The following is a 19,343-nucleotide window of genomic DNA, read 5'->3' as shown; positions in this document are numbered from 1 at the left end:
GACGGGCGGCGTGCTCACTCAAGCGGAAAGCGAGTGTCGCGCAGGCTGTCCTTGATCTTCTTGAGATGGGGGAGGAAATCCTCGCCGCGACGCAGGGTCACGCCGGTGGCCAGCGCATCGATCAGGGTGAGCTGGATCACCCGTGAGGTCATCGGCATGTAATGGTCGGTGTCCTCGGGTGTCGCGACCTCGAGGGTGGCGGTGCACTCGTCGGCCAGCGGCGAGTCCGGGGCAGTGATGCCCAGCACCACCGCGCCCGCCGCCCGGGCGAGCCTGGCGATGTCGACCAGCTCCTTGGTGCGCCCGGTGTAGGAGATGATCACCACCACGTCGCCGGTATGGCAGGCCGCCGCCACCATGCGCTGCATGAGAACGTCGATGTAGGCCATCACCGGCAGGTTGAAGCGAAAGAACTTGTGCTGGGCATCCTGGGCCACGGCTCCGGAGGCGCCGAGGCCGAAGAAGTGGATGTGCTTGGCCTGGGTGAGGTAGTCGACCATGCGCTCGACGGCGGCCATGTCCACCTGGCGCTGGGCTTCGTCGAGTGCGGCGATGGTCGCGCCGAAGATCTTCTGGGTGTACTGGGTGGCGCTGTCGCCGGGCTCCACCGCCCGGGTGACGTAGGGCGTGCCACCGGCGAGGCTCTGGGCCAGCTTGATCTTGAAGTCCGGATAGCCCTTGGCGCCGAAGTTGCGACAGAAGCGGTTCACCGTGGGCTCGCTCACGCCCGCCGCCTGAGCAAGGCTTGCGATGCTCAGGCTCGTGGCTGCCGCCGGGTCGTCCAGGATGACGTTGGCCACCTTGTACTCGGAGCGGTTCAGATCGTCAAGCCGTTCGCGCAGGCGTTCAAGCAGATCGTGGGCCATCAAGACTCCAGGGCGTTGTTCATGGGCGGGAGCGCTTGCCAGCGAGTGCACCAGTCGTAGAACTCGTCGGCGGGCAACGGACGAGCGTAATGATACCCTTGCGCCGCCTCACAACCAATGGAGCGCAGGTAATCCGCCTGGGCCTTCGTCTCGATGCCTTCCGCCACCACGTCGCACCCCACTGCGTGGGCGAGCTGGGTGATCGCCAATGCCAGGTGACGATCGACCTCCTTGTGTTCGAGATCCATCACGAAGGCGCGGTCGATCTTGAGCGTCGAGAACGGCAGCGTCTTGATGTAGGCCAGCGACGAGTGACCGGTGCCGAAGTCGTCGATGGCCACGGCGATGTTCACCTGGGCCAGGCGCGCAAGCTGGGCGCGGGCGTTGTGCATGTCGCTCAGAATGCCCGATTCGGTGATCTCCAGCGACAGGAAGTAAGGGGGGATCCCATGCTCTTTGAGTCTAGCGAGCAGCTTGTCGGCGAAGTCGTGGCGGGCGAGCTGGCGAGCGGCGACGTTCACCGCGATATGGAAGGCATCGTCGAGCAGCCTTTTCTCGCGCCAGACGGCGATATGGCGCATCGCCTCGTCGAGCACCCATTCGCCGATCGACAGGATGTCGCCGCTGGCCTCGGCCAGCGGAATGAACTCCACCGGCGATACCGGACCGAGCGTCGGATGGTGCCAGCGCAGAAGCGCCTCGGCACCGATCACACGGTGGGTCGAAAGCGACAGCTTCGGTTGGAAGACCAGGCTCATCTCGCCGCGCTCGGCGGCCTGGCGAATCGACTGCTGCAGGTGCAGGCGATGGCGCTGGCGCGCCTCGAGCTCCTCGTTGTAGCTCTGCACGCGTACCGGGCCGTTCTTCTGCGGCAGCGCCAGGGCTGCCATGTGGACCAGCCGTTCAGGCTCGAAGGGCTCGGCGGCGGTACTGATGCCGATCCTGACTCCCAAGGGCAGCAGCAGGTTGTCCAGGGTCTGATCCTGGTTGAAGCACTCGAGCAGCGACATTGCCTGGAGGATGAGCTGCTCGGGGCTTACGACGGGCAGGATCACCAGCAGCTCGCTGCCGCCCCAGATGCCGAGCCTGGCGGTCTCGCCGAGCTTGTCGTAGAGCTGCTGGCTGACGTGCAGCATCAGCGCGTCGGCCACGGCGTAGCCATGAAAGCGTATCACCTCGTCGAGCTGGTCGATGGCGATGAACAAAAGGCCCGTAGGCGTGCCGTCGCTCGACGCCATGCGCAGCATCTGAGTCAGCGCCCGGCGGTTGGGCAGCTTGGTGAGGGTGTCCGTGCGCGACTCTCGGTCGAGGCTTTGGGCCTGTTCAACGGCCAGGCGTTCGAGGGTGGTCGCCTCGGCGTGGCGCTGCTGGTAGCGCTGTTCGAGCGCCAGGGCGTTGCGAATGCGCATGAGCACGTCATCGTGCTGGAACGGCTTGGTGATGAAGTCGCGCACGCCCATGCGCTGCGCACGGCGGCGCGTCTCGTCGTCGATCTGCGCGGTGAGCACGATGATCGGCGGTACGGCCTCGCCGAGTTGCGCGGCGAGCGCCTGCATGACCGCGTAGCCGTCGAGGTGCGGCATGCGAATATCCAGCAGGATCAGGTCCGGACACCGGGCCTGGCAATATCCCACCACGTCGCGCGGGTCGTGCAGGCCGTGCAGGTCATCGAAGCCGTGATCGTCGAGCAAATCCATCAGCAGCTCGACGTTGGCGACGTTGTCGTCGACCACCAACAGATGCTTGCGGGCGAGTTTCATGGGTCACATCCCTGTAGAGCGGGGAGAAGCGCCTCGAGCATGTGCGAGAGCTTGTCGATGTCGATCGGCTTGGTGAGGTAGTCGTTGAACCCGGCCGCCAGGCCCTTGTCGATATCCGCCGGCATGGCGTTGGCGGAAAGCGCCACGACCGGGGTAGCGTCGAGCCGGGCATTGCGGCGCAGCGCCTCGAGCGCCTGAAAACCGTTCATGCCCGGCAGGTGGATGTCCATGAGGATCAGATCCGGCGTGGCGTGACGCAGGATTTCCAGCGCCAGTTCGGCGCTGGTCACGCTTTGCAGCTCGATGTCTGTGAAATCGTCGATGATATCCTGCATCAGGCACTGATTGGCAGGATTGTCCTCGATGTACAGCAGCTGGCGACGCTTGCCTGCCGCCGGCGCCTCGGGGCGCTGCTTTGTGTCCTTCTCGTCGTGGGCGTGCTCGTCGGTCAGCGGCAGGGTGAACCAGAAGGTCGAGCCCTGGCCGGACGTGCTCTCGACACCGATCTCGCCCTGCATGCGGGTAACCAGCTCGCGAGTGATGGCAAGGCCGATGCCGGTACCCTCGATGGGGCCGTGCTCGGCGTCCAGACGGTTGAAGGGCTCGAACAGCTCGTGGCGGCGCTGCTCGTCGATGCCTAGGCCGGTATCCGTCACGCTGATGCGCAGCGCATCGCCCATTGGCGCGATGCTCAGCGCGATGCTGCCGCGCGGGCGGTTGTACTTGATCGCGTTGGAGAGCAGATTCAAGAACACCTGCTTGGTGCGCGTAGGATCGGCGGCGACTCGCCAGTCGCGGGCGACATGAGGGCGCGTGAGGGTGATGCCTGCCGCCTCGATGTTGGCCTCGAGCGTGTCGCAGGCGTCGTTGAGCACGGCGAGGATCGAGATCGGCTCGATGGCGAGCGTTAGATGCCCCGCCTCGATCCGGGCCAGATCGAGAATCTCGTTGATCAGGCTCAAAAGGTGCTGCCCACTGGTCTCGATCTGATGGACCTGGCGCTGCTGCCTGTCGTCGAGCGGGGCGCGGCGCCCCTTGGACAGCAGTTGGGCGAAGCCGATGATCGCGTTCAGGGGCGTGCGCAGTTCGTGGCTCATCGACGACAGAAACTCGCTCTTGGCCTGGCTTGCCTTCTCTGCCAGGTCGCGGGCGATGGCCAGGTCGCGGGTCACTTGCTCGCGCTCGGCCATCTGGCGGTAGAGGTTGATCAGCAGCGCGCAGGTGTCGGTGAACGGCTGCAGCCAGTCGAGCAGTGCCTGGTTGAGCGGCTGTTTGCTGTTGGCGATGGCGTACATGCCGATCAGTCGGTCACCACTGATGATCGGTACGCCCAGATAGTTGTCCAGGCGCGGGTGGCCGTGGGGAAAGTTGCGCTGGGCGCCAAGGCCGTAAACATCGTCGGTCATCACCACTTCGCCGTGGGCGTAGACGCGTCCCAGCAGCGTATCGGGCCTGGTCAGCGTCATGTCGCCGCTGCGCAGGCGGTCCATCAGCTCCCGGGACGAGTCGCTCCAGGAGAGGTCGGTGATGGCGTGGATCTTGAGCGTGTTGGTGGTATCGGTCGGCAGCACCTCACCGATCAGCGCGTAGTCGCTGTCGGTGAGCTCCCGCAGCGCCTCCATCAGGAAGGTCCAGAGGCCCTGGCCGGACATCAGCGCCTGGTAGTCGGTGATCCCCTGGTGAAGCACCTTCAACAGGCTCTGCTCCTTGATGATTCGCCGGTTGGCCGCGTAGATGCTGGTCAGGTCGGTCAGCACGCCGAGAAACTCGACCACCTCGCCCTGGTTGTCGTGGATGGCGTTGACCGCCAGGTGGACCGGCACCCGGTGCCCTTGCTTGTGCATCGCCTCGACCTCGCGGCCGCGGCCAATGACCGTCGGCGCACCGCCGGAAAGAAAGCGCGCGATGAACTGATCGTGCTCGACGGCGATATGCGGTGGCGTGAGCACAGCGATGTTCCGGTCGAGCAGCTCGTGGGCCTCGTAGCCCAGAAGGCTCAGCGCAAAGGGGTTGATCGCGATGATCCGCCCCTGGCGGTCGATGCGGATCTTGGCGGTGGCACTCTTGCTGAACAGCGCCTCGAAGCGCCGCGCGGTGCGGGTCAGCTCGGCCTGAAGCTTGCGCTGGCGCAGTATGTCGTCGACCTGGGCGGCGAGCTTTTCCAGCAGGCGCTTCTCGCGCGCATCGAAGGTGCGCGGGGCGGTGTCGATGACGCACAGCGTGCCCACGGCGATGCCGTCGAGCGGGCGCAGCGGATGGCCCGCGTAGAAGCGAATGCGTGGCTCGCCCAGCACCAGCGGGTTGTCGGCAAAGCGCGCGTCCTTCAAGGCATCCTCGACGACCAGCGCCGAGTCGAGGGCGAGCGCGTGGGCGCAGAAGGAGTCCTCGCGAGGCGTCTGATTCACCTCGAGCCCCGCGCGGGACTTGAACCACTGACGGTGCTCGTCGACCAGAGACACCAGCGCGATGGGCGCGGCGAAGATCTCGCAGACCAGATCGGTCAGGCGTTCCAGCGACTCGTCCGCGGGCGTGTCCATCACTTCCAGGCGTCGCAAGGCCGACAGGCGCTCCGGTTCTCGATCGGGTAGGGCGGCGGGTTGCATGGCGATCCTAGGAAAGTGGGCAATCTACTCAATATCGGTCTGTTTCAATCAAGCTTTAACGATCGAGCCGTTCGCGAGCGATTTTTTTGACACCGCGAGGATGACCCGTGGCGGGTGGTTCTAGTGACGGCGCGATTGGGCGATACTGGTCGACCGCGATCCACCCCAGCAACGCGAGGTGCCATGTCCCTTTCCACTGCGAAACTCGCGATCCTCTCTTCCATGGACGATGTCTCGCCCAGGCGCTGGAACGCCCTGGTCGACGACGAGCAGCCGTTTCTGCGCCACGCCTTTCTGGCCGCGCTCGAACATAGCGGCTCGGTCAGCGCGGCGACAGGCTGGCAGCCCCGGCAATTGACCCTGTGGCAAGGGGAGCACCTGCTGGCGGCGCTACCCTTGTACCTCAAGAGCCACTCCTATGGCGAGTACGTGTTTGACTGGGGGTGGGCGGAGGCCTTCGAGCGCGCCGGCGGAGATTACTACCCCAAGGCGCTGAGCGCGGTACCCTTTACCCCGGTGCCCGGCCAGCGCCTGCTGATCGCCCCGGACGTCGACCCGGGCGAGGCCTGTGCACGGCTTGGCGATGGCTGGAAGGCGCTGTGCGACGAGCTGGGGCTCTCGAGCTGGCACCTGCTGTTCGCACGTCCAGCCGAGGTGGCCGCCTGGCAGGCACAACGCCCGGAACTGATCGCCCGTGAAGGCGTTCAGTTCCAGTGGCACGATAACGACTACGGCGACTTCGAGGGATTCCTGGCCAGCCTGACCGCCAAACGGCGCAAGACGATCAAGCGCGAGCGCCGCCGGATGGCGGAGCAGGGCATCACCCTGCGCCGGCTCGAAGGCGAAGCGATCGACGCCTCGGCGATGGCGCACTTCTACCGCTGCTACGCGATCACCTATCACGAGCGCGGCCGCCCGCCGTATCTCAACCAGGCGTTTTTTGACGCCCTGCGCGTGACCATGCCCGCGTCGCTGGTGCTCGTCCAGGCGCTGGTCGACGGGCGGCCCGTGGCGGCGGCGCTCTACTTTCGCGGCGCCACCACGCTCTACGGGCGCTACTGGGGAAGCGAAGTCGTGGCCGACTGCCTGCACTTCGAGGCGTGCTACTACCAAGGCATCGAGTACTGCCTCGAGCAGGGACTGACGCTGTTCGATCCCGGTACTCAGGGCGAACACAAGCTGGTGCGCGGTTTCTCTCCCACGCCGACCCGTTCGCTTCATTATCTGGCACACCCCGGGCTTGCGACTGCGGTGGCGCGGTTCTGCGCCGAGGAGGCGCGCCAGGTGGCGGCCTATCGCGATGCCGCCTGCGCCGCACTGCCTTTCAAGGAGCGCGCGTGACGCAGCTCGCCGCCCGGCGCGCTTGATGGCATAATGCGCGCCGTTCACGCGCTGCGGTCAGGCGCCCGGCAACAGGACAAGACGATGCATCGTTGGCTAGTGATGGCCTTAGTGGGCATTCTGGGATTTTTGCAGTACCAGCTATGGCTGGGTAACGGCGGCTGGCAGGACCTGCAGCGCGTCGAGCGGCGCGTGGTCGTGCAGGACGAGGCCAACGCCCCCATGCGTGAGCGCAACGCTCGACTCGCCGCCGAGGTCACCGACCTCAAGAACGGGCTCGACGCCATCGAGGAGCGCGCGCGCAGCGACATGGGCATGGTGCGCAGCGACGAGCAGTTCTTCTGGGTGCCGGGAGTGGCGATCCAGAACGAGCTGATCGGCCTCAACGCCGCGCTGGTCACCCCGCCAACGCCAGGCTTGCCGAACGCCGACGAGCTCGCCGATGAGTGAGCGTCTCTGGCTGGTGGTGCCCGCGGCGGGCCAGGGTCGGCGCATGGGCGCCGACCGGCCCAAGCAGTATCTGCCGCTGGCCGGGCGACCGGTGCTGGCCCATACTCTGGCGCGCCTGCACGGCGCCTTCCCGACGGCGCGCCTGGCACTGTGCCTGGACGCCGACGATCGCTGGTTCGATCCCGCCTGGGTGCCGTTTGCGCACTGGCAGCGCATCGATGGCGGACGCGAGCGCATGGAGAGCGTGCGCAACGCCCTGGCCGCCATCGACGCCGCCGCCGATGACCTGGTGATGGTACACGACGTGGCGCGCCCCTGCGTGACCGTCGCCGACCTGCAGGCGCTGCACCTCGCCGCCGGCGCGCATCCGGACGGGGCGCTGTTAGCCATGCCCGTGGCGGATACCATGAAGCGCGAAGGCGGCGAGCGTCAGAGCGTGACCACCGAGCCCCGCGATGGGCTCTGGCACGCGCTCACGCCCCAGGGGTTTCGCTTCGCGCTGCTCGAGCACGCGCTTTCCCAGGCGGCGGCGCGCGGTATCGCCGTCACCGACGACGCCTCCGCTGTCGAGGCGCTGGGCGGGGCGCCCAAACTGGTCAGCGCCCGGCGCGACAACCTGAAAATCACGCATCCCGACGATCTTGCCCTGGCGGCGGCCATCCTGGCGCTGCAGGCAGGCGACGGCAAAGAAGAGTAGCCTCATGCGAATCGGCCATGGATTTGACGTACACCGCTTCGGGCCCGGCGACCACCTGATGGTCGGCGGCGTCCGGCTGCCTTTCGATCAGGGCTTCGTCGCCCATTCCGACGGCGACGTGCTGCTGCACGCGATCAGCGACGCGCTGCTCGGCGCCTTGGCGCTTGGCGACATCGGCCACCACTTCCCGGACACCGACCCAGCTTTTGAAGGGGCTGACAGCCGTGCGCTTCTGCGCCACGTCATGGCGCTGGTCCACGAGGCGGGGTTCGAGCTCGGCAACCTGGATGCCACGATCATGGCCCAGGCGCCCAAAATGGCCCCGCATATCGAGGCCATGCGCGCGGTGATCGCCGACGACATCGACGCCGCACTCGGCCAGGTGAACGTCAAGGCGACCACCACCGAGCGTCTGGGTTTCACCGGTCGCGGCGAGGGCATCGCCGCCGAGGCGGTGGTGCTGCTGGTGGCGCGATGAGCGTATCGCCCTGGACGCGCTCGCTCGATGCGCGCCTCAAACCGCCGCTGCCGGGCGAATACCGGCTTCAGCCAGAAGACTTCATCGTCGATGAGCAGCTCGATTTTACCCCGGAGGGCAGCGGCGAGCACCTGTGGCTGCGCCTCGAGAAGCGCCGCCAGACCACCCTCGAAGTGGTGAAGGCGCTGAGTCGGCTATGCGAGGTCGGCCAGCGCGACGTGGGCTACTCGGGCATGAAGGACCGCTTCGCGGTGACGCGCCAGTGGTTCAGCGTTCACTTGCCCGGGCGCAAGGCGCCCTCGGCGCTAGAAGCATCGCTTCGCGCGCTCGATCTGCGGCTCGTCGAGCAGGGCCGCCATCCGCGCAAGCTCAAACGTGGCGTACATCGCACCAACCGCTTTCGCCTGCGCCTTCGCGGCGAGGCGGTCGCGGCGGCCTCGTTCGAGGCGCGCTGGGAGGCGCTGTGCGCCGAGGGCGTGCCCAACTATTTCGGCCCCCAGCGCTTCGGCGCGGGCCGGCGCAACCTCGAGCGCGCCCGGGCGCTGCTGGAAAAGGGCTGGCGCAAGCGCGACGATCGCCAGGGCATGATGCTTTCCACCGCGCGCAGCTTTCTGTTTAATGAGGGGTTGAGCGCGCGCCTCGACGAAGGCACCTGGGCCACGCCGCTGGCCGGCGACACGCTGATGCTCGACGGCACCCAGAGCGTGTTCACCGCCGAGACGGTGGACGCTACGCTAGAGGCGCGCACGGCGTCACTCGACCTGCACCCGACCGGGCCCTTGTGGGGCGTGGGCGAGCAGGCGAGCGGGGCGGCGCTGGCACTCGAACGGATGCTTCAAGTGCGCCACCCGGCGCTGTGCGACGGGCTCGTTCGCGCCGGGGTGAGCAAGGCGCAACGCGCGCTTCGGGCGCGGGTGATCGAGCCGAGCTCGACCCGTGAAGGCGTCGACTCGGTAGTGCTCGAGTTCTCGCTGCCGCGCGGCAGCTTCGCGACCTCCCTGGTCGGTGAGCTGATCGCGCACCCGGACTTTTTCTGACCCAGGCTTCGAGCTTTCATCACGTCCAAGGAGAGGCGAATGCGGCGACTGCTGCTATCCAACGACGACGGCGTCCACGCGCCGGGACTGCGCGCTCTGTACGAGGGGCTTCTCGACCACGCTCACCTGCGCGTGGTGGCACCGGACCGTGACCGCAGCGGCGCGAGCAACTCGCTGACCCTGTCGCGGCCGCTGTCGCTGAGCGCGCTCGACAACGGCTTCTACAGCGTCGACGGCACACCGGCGGACTGCGTCTACCTGGGCGTCAACGGCGTCTGGGAGGAGCGTCCGGACCTGGTGATCTCGGGCATCAACCACTGCAGCAACCTCGGTGACGACGTGCTCTACTCCGGCACCGTGGCGGCGGCCATGGAGGGGCGCAACCTCGGCATGAGCGCGATCGCCATGTCGCTGTGCGGCGAACGCCACTTCGACACTGCTGCCCGGGTGGCGGCCACGCTGGTCGGCGCCTCGGGGACGCTGTCGCTGCCGCCGCGCACGCTGCTGAACGTCAACGTGCCGGATGTGCCCTGGAGCGAGCTTCAAGGGTTTCGCGTCACTCGGCTGGGCTATCGCGGCCCGGCGGAGAAGGCGGTACCCATCAAGGATCCGCGCGGTCGCACCCGCTACTGGATCGCCCCGGTGGCAGCCAACGCCGACGACGGGGAGGATACCGATTTCGCCGCCATCGAGGCGCGCTACGTCTCGATCACGCCGCTGCATACCGACCTCACGCTGCACACCGCGCAGCGCGACGTGCACGCATGGCTGGATGCTTTTGACTGAGCTCTCGCCTTATGATCGCCGCGGACGGGGAATGACCTCCCAGCGCACGCGCGATCGCATGATCGAGCGCTTGGTCCAGCAGGGGATCGGCGATAAAAGGGTGCTCGAGGTGATGGCCCGCGAGCCGCGTCACCTGTTCGTCGACGAGGCGCTGGCTCACCGCGCCTACGAGGATACGGCGCTGCCCATCGGGTTCGGCCAGACCCTGTCGCAGCCCTTGATCGTCGCGCGGATGACCGAACTCGTGCTGCGTGCACGGCCGCAGCGCGTGCTCGAGGTGGGCACCGGCTCCGGCTACCAGGCGTTGATACTGTCGCGGCTGGTGCCGGAACTCTATTCGGTGGAGCGCATCGTGACGCTGGCCGAGCGCGCCGCCGACCGGCTGTGGCGACTCGAGGCCGAGGTCGAGCTTGCCGTCGCCGACGGCGGTGAGGGGTGGCCCGAGGCGGGCAGCTTCGACGTGATACTGCTCACTGCCTGCGCGCGCACGCTGCCCGAGGCGCTGCTCGAGCAGCTTGGCCGCGATGGCGTGCTGATCGCGCCGCTGGCGTCGCCGGACGGCAGCCAGTGGCTGACCCAGATAAGACGGATCGGCGGGGCGTTCGAGAAGCGTCGCCTGGAGCCGGTCCGGTTCGTCCCTTTACTGCAAGGAGTGGTGGATTGAAGCATCGACGCTTGAGCATATTTCTGAAAGGCGCCGGCATGGGCGCCGCCGACGCGGTGCCTGGGGTCTCGGGCGGCACGATCGCCTTCATTACCGGCATCTACGAGGAGCTGCTCCTCACCATCAAGCAGTTCGGCCCCAGTGCCTGGCCTGCCTGGCGCCAGGGGGGACTGCGCGGGCTCGTCGTGCACCTCAATCTGGGGTTTCTGATTCCGCTGCTTGCCGGGGTGGCGTTGAGCCTCGTGAGCGTGGCGCACCTGGCGCTCTGGCTGATGGAGGCGCATCCGCTGCTGCTCGACGGATTCTTCTTCGGGCTGGTGGCCGCCTCGGGCCTGGTGGTGGGGCACGCCGGGGGGCGTCGCCGGTTCTGGCACCTGCTGCCGCTACTGGCAGGGCTGTTGCTCGCGCAGATGTTGCCCGGTCTGATGCCGCTGGTGCTGCTGGTGGGCAACGAGGCGGTGATCGTCGTCCTCGCCGGCGCCATCGCCATCAGCGCGATGCTGCTGCCCGGAGTGTCGGGCAGCTTCCTGCTGCTCACCATGGGGCTCTACGGCACCATCATGGGGGCTATCAAAAGCCTCGACATCGGTATTATCATGCTGTTCGGGATCGGTTGTCTGATTGGGCTGATGCTCTTTTCACGGCTTCTCTGGTGGCTCTTGAAGCGCCACCACGACAGTACCATGGCGCTGCTTCTAGGGTTCATCGTCGGCTCCTTGCCGATGCTCTGGCCCTGGCGCGAACTCACACGTTATCAGATGGGTCCCGAGGGCCAGGTGATTCCGCTGGCCCACCGCTATCTGCTGCCGGACGACTACGCTCGACTGACCGGTGACTCCGCCCAGTTGCTGGCGGTGGTGTCACTTATGGTCGTCGGCGCTCTGCTGGTAGTATTGCTCAATCGGCGTGCAGCCCGTCAGGCCACGCAGTTCGATACGTAGCGGCGTTTAAAGGAGTAAGGTTTGCATGCGTAAGGTTTTCACACTGTCTCTGGTCGCACTGGCCATCAGCGGCTGCGCCAACCAGCAGCCACACACGCCTCAGGTAAGGGATTTGAGCGAGGCCAAGCGCGCGGTGGAGAGCTCTGCGCAGTACACCGTCAAGCCTGGCGATACCCTTTACGGCATCGCCTGGCAGCACGATCTGGACTACCGGGAGCTGGCGGCGTTCAACAATATCGGTGCCCCCTACCAGATCCATCCCGGCCAGACCATCGCACTGCGCCAGGGCGCTGGCGGCGCCCCGGCGGGCGGGGCTGGCCAGAATGCACAGAATCCGCCTTCCCAGCGCCCGAGCGGCGCGGTGGCCACCGGGCTGAATCCTTCGGCAGTGGCGGTCGCCAGCAGTCAGGGCGCTCAGGCGAGCCAGCAAGGCGACCAGCAGATGGACTGGCTGCTCCCCGATGAGAGCGCCATCGAGCGCAACCAGCGCATCACTACCGAGCGCGCCCAGAGTGAGGGCGCGCCGCCGGAGCAGCGCGAGACACCTGTCGAACGCGAGCCGCGCCAGGTCGATGAGGTCGACGCCACTCCAGCCGCCTCGGTCGTCGATGTCTCCGAACCCGAGGCGCCGCGCGAGCCCGAGCCCGAGCCGACCCCTGTAGCCGAGCCGGAGCCGACGCCCCAGACCGCCCCCGCCCAGGCGAGTACTCCGGATCGCTCTTCGCGGACCTTTACCCCGGTCGACAATGTCCAATGGCAGTGGCCTACGGATGGCCAGGTCAGCGGCGCCTTCGGTGAGGGAGGAACCATCACCGCCGGGATTGATATCACCGGCCAAAAGGGGCAACCTGTGAAGGCAGCTGGTCCCGGCATCGTCGTCTACGCCGGCAGCGGTGTACGAGGTTACGGCAACCTCATACTACTGAAACATAACGACCAGTATCTGAGCGCCTATGCCCACAACGACAGCTTGCGGGTCAGCGAAAACGATGTGGTCGAAGCGGGAGAAGTCATTGCCACCATGGGCGATAGCGACACCGACAGCGTCAAACTGCATTTTGAGGTGCGCCGCGACGGCCAGCCTCAGAACCCCTTGGACTTTTTACCATCGCGCTAACGCGTTCTATATCCATAAAATCGGCTTGGAGAGGACGCTCGACGTCTCGAAAAGAACCCGGATATTTTGATTGGAGCGTCATATAACAATAACGGTGCACGCGCACATGCAGTGCGACCACCTTTGATTTTCTACATGGCGGTTGGCAAGACAACGGGGGTAAGACCATGAGTATACTGGAGAAGGACCTGCAGGAGGTTGACCTGGAGACCGCGGAAGAGGCACTGGATGACGCCGATGACACGGTCACCGAAGAGGAAGATGCCTTCGAGAAAGCGCTGGGGCGCGAGGATCGTCAGTCGACCCAGAGCCTGGATGCGACGCAAATCTATCTCAACGAGATCGGCTTCTCGCCGCTTCTGACGCCGGAGGAGGAGGTCTACTACGGTCGTCTGGCGCGCAAGGGTGACCCGCTCGGGCGCTCGCGCATGATCGAGTCGAACCTGCGCCTGGTGGTCAAGATCGCCCGACGCTATCTGAACCGCGGCCTGACGCTGCTCGATCTGATCGAGGAGGGCAACCTGGGCCTCATTCGCGCGGTGGAGAAGTTCGACCCCGAGCGCGGGTTTCGCTTTTCGACCTACGCCACCTGGTGGATTCGCCAGACCATCGAGCGGGCGCTGATGAACCAGACCCGCACGATTCGTCTGCCGATCCACGTGGTCAAGGAGCTCAACATCTACCTGCGCGCCGCGCGGGAACTGACCCAGAAGCTCGATCACGAGGCCACCGCCGAGGAGATCGCCGAGCACTTGGACAAGCCGGTGGACACCGTCAAGAAGATGCTGGGGCTCAACGAGCGGGTTTCGTCGGTCGACTACCCGATGGGGGGGGAGAGCGACAAGCCGCTGATCGACACCCTGGCGGACGATGACGTCGCCGGCCCCGAATCGTCGCTGGTCGACGGCGACGTGCGCGAGCACGTCGACCATTGGCTCGACGAGCTCAGCGAGAAGCAGCGCGAGGTGGTGGTACGCCGCTTTGGTTTGCGCGGCCATGAAGCGGCGACCCTTGAAGAGGTGGGCGCCGAGATCGGACTGACCCGTGAGCGGGTTCGCCAGATTCAGGTGGAAGCCTTAAAGAAGCTTCGTCGCTCGCTGGAAAAGCAAGGGCTGTCCCTCGACGCCATCTTCGAAAGCTGAGCTTCAGTGCCTTGCCTAGGCAAGGACGATGCACCGGATCGACGCCGGTGCGTCGTTTTCCAGTACCAAGCATCACCACAGAGCCCACTACGTGGGCATTTTTATACCCAAGCCATCAGTGACAGGCCGCCGCGGCCGGTCTGCTAAGCGAGAATCCGTCATGCGCCCGTTAGCGGCCCATATCGACCTGGACGCGCTGCGTCACAACTACCGTATCGCCGCCGACTGCGCGCCGCAAAGCCGATCCGTGGCGGTCATCAAGGCCGACGCCTACGGCCACGGGGCGTTGGCCTGCGCCCGGGCGCTCGAACCCCTCGCCCCGGCTCTGGCGGTCGCCTCGATCGAGGAGGCGCTCGCGCTTCGCGCCGGCGGTATCACCAAGCCCATCGTGCTGCTCGAGGGGTTTTTCGACGCCGATGAGCTTGCGCTCATCGATGAACACGGCTTCTGGGTCAGCGTGCACAGCGACTGGCAGGTCGAGGCACTGCTCGCCTTCACGCCCAGGCAGCCCATTCCGGTCTGGCTGAAGGTCGATTCCGGCATGCATCGGCTGGGCTTCGAGCCTGCTCGGGTGGCGCCGCTCTGGCATCGCCTGGCCGCCGCCTCCCAGGTCGGCGAACTTCACCTGATGAGCCACTTCGCTACCGCCGATGCCGGTGACAGCGGCTACTTCGAGACCCAGCTCGAGACCGTGAAGGCGCTCTCGCGCACCCTCGAAGCGCCACTTTGCCTGGCAAACTCCCCGGCGACGCTCGCTCACCGCACCGCCCACGGCGCCTGGAATCGCCCCGGGGTGATGCTCTACGGCAGCAACCCCCTGGAGGTGGACAACCCCATCGCGGCGTCGCTGCGTCCGGTGATGAGCCTGCGCTCGAAGATCATCAGCCTGCGCGAGATAGCCGCCGGCGAGCCGGTGGGCTATGGCGGGCGCTGGCGGGCCCCTCGGCCCTCGAAGATCGCGGTCGTGGCGGCAGGCTACGGCGACGGCGTCGATCGCCACGCCGCCGATGGCACGCCGGTGCTGGTCGATGGTCAGCGCTGCGCCATCGCCGGGCGCGTGTCGATGGACATGCTCACGGTAGACGTGACCGAGGTGGCCAGTGCTGCCATTGGCAGCGAAGTGGTGCTGTGGGGTGAAAGCGCCGGCGGCGCCAGGCTCTCGGTGGACGAGGTGGCCCGCCACTGCGATACGATCAGCTATACGCTGCTGACCGGCGTACTTCCCCGCGTGCCGCGCTATTATAGCGGCACTTGATTGAGACGGTTGCCCCCAACACGGTTGTCGGAATGTCGAAGAAACCCTTTCCCCGCTCGTTTGCCCACCCGCGCTACTGGCCGACCTGGCTCGCCATCGGCGCAATGTATGTCGCTGCCTGGCTGCCCTGGCAGCTGAAGCTCGCCGTCGGCCGCGGCCTTGGCCTTCTGGCCTGGCGGTTGGCCGGTCGCCGTCGGCGCATCACCGAGACCAACATCGCGCTGTGCTTTCCCGACAAGAGCTTTGAAGCCCAGCGTCGGCTGGTCAAGGAGACCTTTATCGCCAACGGCATCGGGCTGGTCGAGACCGCCACCGCCTGGTGTCGGCGCGCCGAGGGCTTTCGCCACCGGGTGGCCTACAACGGCCAGGAGCACCTGGCGCGTGCCAAGGCCCAGGGCAAAGGCGTGCTGGTGGTGGGGATCCACTTCTCGACGCTGGATCTCGGCGGGGCGCTGCACTCGCTGTTCTTCCCCGCGGACGTGGTCTACCGCCCGCACAACAATCCGCTGTTCGAGCGTTTCATGACCCGGGCGCGCTCGCGCATCTTCGGTCAGGCGATCGACCGTCACGACCTGCGTGGCGTGGTGCGCCGCATCAAGGCAGGGCACATCGTGTGGTACTCGCCGGACCAGGACTTCGGCCGCGATGTCAGCGTCTTCGCGCCGCTGTTCGACCAGCAGGCGGCGACCATTCGGCTGACCGCGAAGATCGCGCGCATGACCGGCGCGCCGGTGGTGCCCTTGATGTTCCACCGCAACCCGGACGATCGCACTTACACCATCGAGTGCCTGCCGGCCTTCGAGCACTTCCCGAGCAGCGACGAGGTGGCGGACGCCACCCGGGTCAACCAGTTCATCGAGCGGGCGATTCGCAAGCATCCGGAACAGTACCTGTGGCTGCATCGGCGCTTCAAGACGCGCCCGGAAGGGGAGCAGAGTCTTTACTGACCCACGAAAAAGCCGACGCATGCGTCGGCTTTTTCGTCTCGAGCGTTCGTTGCAAACGCCGGCCTAGTCCAGGTTACGCGAATAGAATATTTCCAGCATCTCCTTGCGCAGGCGGCTCTCGATGTCGCGGGCCTCCTCGAAGGTGATGTCGCGCCGCGAGGTGCCGAACAGGTAGTTGTCAAGCTCAAAGTCCTTGAGCAGCATCTTGGTGTGGAACATGTTGTCCTGATACACGTTCACATCCATCATCTGATACGCCTGCTTGGTATCGTCGGCCAGGTAGTCCTGGATCGAGGCGATATCGTGGTCGATGAACAGCTTCTTGCCATCCACGTCGCGGGTGAAGCCGCGCACCCGGTAGTCCATGGTGACGATGTCGGAATCGAAGCTGTGGATCAGGTAGTTCAGCGCCTTGAGCGGGCTGATGTGACCGCAGGTCGAGACATCGATGTCCAGGCGGAAGGTGCTGATGCCGTTGTCCGGGTGGGATTCCGGGTAGCTGTGTACCGTGACATGGCTCTTGTCCAGGTGCGCGACCACGGTTTCCGGCAAGGGGCCAGGGCCTGGCTTGGTCTGGCCGGGCAGCGGCTCGTCGAGCTCGTGCTCGGCGATCAGGATGGTCACGCTCGCCCCATGGGGCTCGTAGTCCTGGCGGGCGATGTTGAGCACGTGAGCCCCGATGATGTTGGTCACGTCCTTGAGGATCTGCGTCAAGCGCTCGGCGTTGTAGAGCTCGTCGATATAGTCGATATAAGCGGCGCGCTGCTCTTCGGTCTTGGCGTAGCAGATATCGTAGATGTTGAAGCTTAACGAGCTGGTGAGGTTGTTAAACCCGTGGAGTCGGAGATTGTCTGACACGTCCGCACCTCCCTATGGCAGTGAAAACACCCCGACGAGCCAGCGCCGGAACCGTGCGTACAAGAAGATCCCTCGGCATCGAGTGCGCGAGGGCGGGCGTATTATGCCCGCCTCAAGGGTGCGTTGCATCCTGCCCGGGCACTTTTTTGCCGGGGCGTCTTTTCAAGCGGCGTCCGCCTGGCGGATCTCGAAGGAGTGAGTCACGTCCACGCCCCCCTTGACCAGCATGATCGAAGCGCTGCAGTACTTCTCGGCGGAGAGCTCGACGGCGCGCTGCACCTGCTTCTCCTTGAGGTTGCGCCCGGTGACCACGAAGTGCACGTGGATCCTGGTGAAGACGGCGGGCACTTCATCGGCGCGCTCGGCGTCGATCTCGGCCACACAGTCACTCACCTCGGCCCGCGCCTTGTCGAGGATGTTCAGCACGTCGAACGCCGTGCAGCTGCCCATGCCCATCAACAGCATTTCCATCGGGCGTGGGCCGGTGTTGCGTCCGCCGTGATCGGGCGGTCCGTCGATCACCACGCTGTGGCCGCTGCCCGATTCCGCCACGAACTGGCGCCCGTCTGTCCATTTTACCCGTGCTTTCACGCGGCTCTCCTTCTCGTTGGGTGGGGTTGTGGATTCGCCTGGCAGTACGCCGGTGGTCGTGGCGCGCAGCATAGCACGCCCAGTCCTCGCAAGGCTCATGGCGCCTTTGCCGTCAGATGGCGCTCGAGCTGCTCGAGCCTGGCGGGCGTGCCCACGTCGACCCAGTGGCCGGCGAGCTGTTCGGCGCCCACCCGGCCATCAATGATCGCACGCTTGAGAAGCGGTGCCAGGGCGAAGGCGCCGGGGGAGCAGCCGGCGAACAGCGCTGGATCCAGCACCGCGATGCCGGAGTAGGTCAGCGCCGGCTTGTCGAGGCGCGCCAGGCCCTCCTCGATGGCAAAATCGCCCTCGGGGTGGTGGGGCGGGTTCTTGACCAGCAGCAGCCGGGCGAGCTGCCCGGGGGCGAGCGAGAGCGTGGGCAGCCGCTCGCACCATACATCGCCGTTGACCAGCAGAAAGGGTGTCTCGCCCAGCAGCGGCAGCGCTTTGAAGATACCGCCGCCGGTTTCCAGCGGCGTCTCTTCCACGCTGTAGCGCAGCGAAAGCCCGTAGCGGGCGCCGTCGCCAAGCGCCGCCATGATCTGCTCGCCGCGGTAGCTCACGTTGATCACCACCTCCTCGATGCCCGCCCGGCGCAGACGCTCCAGATGGTGCTCGATCAAGGCGCGACCGCCCACCCTCAACAGCGGCTTGGGGCAGTGGTCGGTGAGCGGGCGCATGCGCGTGCCGAGCCCCGCGGCGAGAATCATCGCCTTCATGAGGACTGCTCCAGCCGGGCGGTGATGGTCGGGCGCAGCGTTGTCGCTACCCAGCGGGCGAAGGCGGCATGATGCGGAAGGGCGGCCAGGCTGTCCTCCAGGTGGTCCAGAAAGTGCGGCAGCCGGGCGAGATAGCCGGACTTGTCGTCGCGCAGCGTCAGCCGGCAGAAGATGCCCAGCACCTTCAGCGAGCGCTGCGCGGCCAGGGCGCGGCAGTGGACGAGAAAGTCCGCCTCGCTGGTGCTCGCGCCCAGGCGCCCGTCGCGGCGCGCATGATGGTAGAAGTCCCCGGCCAGGGCGTCAAACTCGGCGGGGGTGAAACGCCAGTAACGCCCGCAGAGAATCGAGATCGGGTCGTAGGCGAGCGGGCCCGCCACCGCGTCCTGAAAATCGATCATGTAGAGGCGCTTGTCGTGGCGCATGAGGTTCATGGCGTCGAAATCGCGATGTACACTGACGACCGGCTGGGCCAGTGCCTTCGCCACCAGATCGTCGCACAGCGCGTCGAACGTCGTGGGCGGGGCGAGTTCGAGCCAGCGGCCGAGGCACCACTCGGGAAACAGTGCGAGCTCGCGGCGCAGCAGCGCCTCGTCGAAGGCGGGCAGCGCGCTCGGGTCAGTGGCGTTTTGCAGCCGGGCGACGAGCGTGAGCGCCTCCCGGGTGGCGGAAACGGCGTGGGCGGCGTCCTGGTACTCCTCCTGCAGCGGTCTGTCGCCCAGGTCCTCGAGCAGCAGAAAGCCCGCGTCCAGATCGGCCTGATGAATGACGGGTACCGGCAGGCCCGCCGCGCGCAGCCGCCGGCCGATAGTGACGAAGGGGGCCGAGTCCTCCTGATACGGCGGGGCGTCCATGACGATGCGGGTCTCGCCGCCAGGCAGCGTCAGGCGAAAGTAGCGGCGAAAACTGGCGTCGCCGCCGGCCGGGGCGAGCATGACGGCAGCGGGGTCGAGACCGCAGGCGTTCGCGGCCCAGCGGGTAAGAACGTCGATTCGGGTAGGGGACATGCAAGCTCCTGGCTGGTCGGGCATGATGCGAGCTGTATAATACCGATT

At 66.2% G+C, this 19,343-nt stretch carries 19 protein-coding genes; 12 read left to right on the top strand and 7 right to left on the bottom strand.

The window, feature by feature from the left end:
• Positions 1–14: 14 nt before the first annotated feature.
• The 3 genes from GEV37_RS07085 to GEV37_RS07075 are packed head-to-tail and all read right to left on the bottom strand — an operon-like array spanning position 15 to position 5,229.
• Entirely contained in the window at positions 15–866 is an 852-nt protein-coding gene (locus GEV37_RS07085) for a MurR/RpiR family transcriptional regulator (RefSeq protein WP_227389529.1), read from the bottom strand.
• A complete protein-coding gene (locus GEV37_RS07080) occupies positions 866–2,626 on the bottom strand; it encodes a putative bifunctional diguanylate cyclase/phosphodiesterase (protein ID WP_227389528.1) in 1,761 nt (586 codons plus the stop codon). The genes GEV37_RS07085 and GEV37_RS07080 overlap by 1 nt, the downstream gene beginning before the upstream one ends.
• Positions 2,623–5,229, bottom strand: coding sequence for an ATP-binding protein (locus GEV37_RS07075; RefSeq protein WP_227389527.1), 2,607 nt, complete (start codon positions 5,227–5,229; stop codon positions 2,623–2,625). Before GEV37_RS07075 ends, GEV37_RS07080 begins: the two co-directional genes overlap by 4 nt.
• A gap of 183 nt (positions 5,230–5,412) precedes the next feature.
• On the opposite strand from GEV37_RS07075, the gene GEV37_RS07070 reads away from it, so the two are divergent.
• The 12 genes from GEV37_RS07070 (at position 5,413) to lpxL (ending at position 16,084) form a co-directional block, all read left to right on the top strand.
• The gene (locus GEV37_RS07070) at positions 5,413–6,570 is read left to right on the top strand and encodes a GNAT family N-acetyltransferase (protein ID WP_227389526.1); all 1,158 of its coding nucleotides are present in this window, start codon (positions 5,413–5,415) and stop codon (positions 6,568–6,570) included.
• Between the two features lie 84 nt (positions 6,571–6,654).
• Positions 6,655–7,020 (top strand): cell division protein FtsB, encoded by a 366-nt coding sequence (gene ftsB, locus GEV37_RS07065; protein ID WP_227389525.1) that lies wholly within the window; start codon positions 6,655–6,657, stop codon positions 7,018–7,020.
• Complete coding sequence (ispD, locus tag GEV37_RS07060) at positions 7,013–7,717, top strand: 2-C-methyl-D-erythritol 4-phosphate cytidylyltransferase (protein WP_227389524.1); 705 nt, start codon at positions 7,013–7,015, stop codon at positions 7,715–7,717. Before ftsB ends, ispD begins: the two co-directional genes overlap by 8 nt.
• 4 nt (positions 7,718–7,721) lie before the next feature.
• Positions 7,722–8,195 carry a 2-C-methyl-D-erythritol 2,4-cyclodiphosphate synthase gene (ispF, locus tag GEV37_RS07055; RefSeq protein WP_227389523.1) on the top strand — a complete coding sequence of 158 codons (474 nt, stop codon included), beginning with the start codon at positions 7,722–7,724 and terminating at the stop codon, positions 8,193–8,195.
• Complete coding sequence (gene truD, locus GEV37_RS07050; protein WP_227389522.1) at positions 8,192–9,232, top strand: tRNA pseudouridine(13) synthase TruD; 1,041 nt, start codon at positions 8,192–8,194, stop codon at positions 9,230–9,232. Before ispF ends, truD begins: the two co-directional genes overlap by 4 nt.
• A gap of 39 nt (positions 9,233–9,271) precedes the next feature.
• Positions 9,272–10,018 (top strand): 5'/3'-nucleotidase SurE, encoded by a 747-nt coding sequence (surE, locus tag GEV37_RS07045; protein WP_227389521.1) that lies wholly within the window; start codon positions 9,272–9,274, stop codon positions 10,016–10,018.
• Positions 10,005–10,682 (top strand): protein-L-isoaspartate(D-aspartate) O-methyltransferase, encoded by a 678-nt coding sequence (locus tag GEV37_RS07040; protein WP_227389520.1) that lies wholly within the window; start codon positions 10,005–10,007, stop codon positions 10,680–10,682. Before surE ends, GEV37_RS07040 begins: the two co-directional genes overlap by 14 nt.
• A 38-nt stretch (positions 10,683–10,720) precedes the next feature.
• A complete protein-coding gene (locus tag GEV37_RS07035) occupies positions 10,721–11,623 on the top strand; it encodes a DUF368 domain-containing protein (RefSeq protein ID WP_386111980.1) in 903 nt (300 codons plus the stop codon).
• A gap of 25 nt (positions 11,624–11,648) precedes the next feature.
• Positions 11,649–12,740 (top strand): peptidoglycan DD-metalloendopeptidase family protein, encoded by a 1,092-nt coding sequence (locus GEV37_RS07030; RefSeq protein WP_227389518.1) that lies wholly within the window; start codon positions 11,649–11,651, stop codon positions 12,738–12,740.
• Between the two features lie 167 nt (positions 12,741–12,907).
• Positions 12,908–13,882 (top strand): RNA polymerase sigma factor RpoS, encoded by a 975-nt coding sequence (gene rpoS, locus GEV37_RS07025; protein WP_227389517.1) that lies wholly within the window; start codon positions 12,908–12,910, stop codon positions 13,880–13,882.
• Positions 13,883–14,042: 160 nt separating this feature from the next.
• Positions 14,043–15,137 carry an alanine racemase gene (alr, locus tag GEV37_RS07020; protein WP_227389516.1) on the top strand — a complete coding sequence of 365 codons (1,095 nt, stop codon included), beginning with the start codon at positions 14,043–14,045 and terminating at the stop codon, positions 15,135–15,137.
• Positions 15,138–15,169: 32 nt separating this feature from the next.
• Complete coding sequence (gene lpxL / locus GEV37_RS07015; RefSeq protein ID WP_227389515.1) at positions 15,170–16,084, top strand: LpxL/LpxP family Kdo(2)-lipid IV(A) lauroyl/palmitoleoyl acyltransferase; 915 nt, start codon at positions 15,170–15,172, stop codon at positions 16,082–16,084.
• A gap of 63 nt (positions 16,085–16,147) precedes the next feature.
• Here the strand turns inward: lpxL and speD are convergent, their stop codons facing one another.
• The 4 genes from speD to GEV37_RS06995 form a co-directional block, all read right to left on the bottom strand.
• Complete coding sequence (gene speD, locus GEV37_RS07010; RefSeq protein WP_227389514.1) at positions 16,148–16,942, bottom strand: adenosylmethionine decarboxylase; 795 nt, start codon at positions 16,940–16,942, stop codon at positions 16,148–16,150.
• Between the two features lie 162 nt (positions 16,943–17,104).
• On the bottom strand, positions 17,105–17,533 hold the full coding sequence (locus tag GEV37_RS07005; RefSeq protein WP_227389513.1) for an OsmC family protein: 429 nt from the start codon (positions 17,531–17,533) through the stop codon (positions 17,105–17,107).
• Between the two features lie 95 nt (positions 17,534–17,628).
• Entirely contained in the window at positions 17,629–18,291 is a 663-nt protein-coding gene (murU, locus tag GEV37_RS07000; RefSeq protein WP_227389512.1) for an N-acetylmuramate alpha-1-phosphate uridylyltransferase MurU, read from the bottom strand.
• Complete coding sequence (locus tag GEV37_RS06995; RefSeq protein ID WP_227389511.1) at positions 18,288–19,295, bottom strand: aminoglycoside phosphotransferase family protein; 1,008 nt, start codon at positions 19,293–19,295, stop codon at positions 18,288–18,290. Before GEV37_RS06995 ends, murU begins: the two co-directional genes overlap by 4 nt.
• Positions 19,296–19,343 lie beyond the last annotated feature (48 nt).

Source organism: Vreelandella malpeensis (genome assembly GCF_020622355.1).
Taxonomy (GTDB): Bacteria; Pseudomonadota; Gammaproteobacteria; order Pseudomonadales; family Halomonadaceae; genus Vreelandella; species Vreelandella malpeensis.
Note: the sequence above shows the minus strand (reverse complement) of the source record. Positions and strands in the feature narration are given on the sequence as shown.

What these genes read in the sequence shown, in the direction of transcription:
- GEV37_RS07085 (WP_227389529.1), bottom strand. Translation starts at nt 866, where the DNA reads ATGGCCCACGATCTGCTTGAACGCCTGCGCGAACGGCTTGACGATCTG.
- GEV37_RS07080 (WP_227389528.1), bottom strand. Translation starts at nt 2,626, where the DNA reads ATGAAACTCGCCCGCAAGCATCTGTTGGTGGTCGACGACAACGTCGCC.
- GEV37_RS07075 (WP_227389527.1), bottom strand. Translation starts at nt 5,229, where the DNA reads ATGCAACCCGCCGCCCTACCCGATCGAGAACCGGAGCGCCTGTCGGCC.
- GEV37_RS07070 (WP_227389526.1), top strand. Translation starts at nt 5,413, where the DNA reads ATGTCCCTTTCCACTGCGAAACTCGCGATCCTCTCTTCCATGGACGAT.
- ftsB (WP_227389525.1), top strand. Translation starts at nt 6,655, where the DNA reads ATGCATCGTTGGCTAGTGATGGCCTTAGTGGGCATTCTGGGATTTTTG.
- ispD (WP_227389524.1), top strand. Translation starts at nt 7,013, where the DNA reads ATGAGTGAGCGTCTCTGGCTGGTGGTGCCCGCGGCGGGCCAGGGTCGG.
- ispF (WP_227389523.1), top strand. Translation starts at nt 7,722, where the DNA reads ATGCGAATCGGCCATGGATTTGACGTACACCGCTTCGGGCCCGGCGAC.
- truD (WP_227389522.1), top strand. Translation starts at nt 8,192, where the DNA reads ATGAGCGTATCGCCCTGGACGCGCTCGCTCGATGCGCGCCTCAAACCG.
- surE (WP_227389521.1), top strand. Translation starts at nt 9,272, where the DNA reads ATGCGGCGACTGCTGCTATCCAACGACGACGGCGTCCACGCGCCGGGA.
- GEV37_RS07040 (WP_227389520.1), top strand. Translation starts at nt 10,005, where the DNA reads ATGCTTTTGACTGAGCTCTCGCCTTATGATCGCCGCGGACGGGGAATG.
- GEV37_RS07035 (WP_386111980.1), top strand. Translation starts at nt 10,721, where the DNA reads ATGGGCGCCGCCGACGCGGTGCCTGGGGTCTCGGGCGGCACGATCGCC.
- GEV37_RS07030 (WP_227389518.1), top strand. Translation starts at nt 11,649, where the DNA reads ATGCGTAAGGTTTTCACACTGTCTCTGGTCGCACTGGCCATCAGCGGC.
- rpoS (WP_227389517.1), top strand. Translation starts at nt 12,908, where the DNA reads ATGAGTATACTGGAGAAGGACCTGCAGGAGGTTGACCTGGAGACCGCG.
- alr (WP_227389516.1), top strand. Translation starts at nt 14,043, where the DNA reads ATGCGCCCGTTAGCGGCCCATATCGACCTGGACGCGCTGCGTCACAAC.
- lpxL (WP_227389515.1), top strand. Translation starts at nt 15,170, where the DNA reads ATGTCGAAGAAACCCTTTCCCCGCTCGTTTGCCCACCCGCGCTACTGG.
- murU (WP_227389512.1), bottom strand. Translation starts at nt 18,291, where the DNA reads ATGAAGGCGATGATTCTCGCCGCGGGGCTCGGCACGCGCATGCGCCCG.
- GEV37_RS06995 (WP_227389511.1), bottom strand. Translation starts at nt 19,295, where the DNA reads ATGTCCCCTACCCGAATCGACGTTCTTACCCGCTGGGCCGCGAACGCC.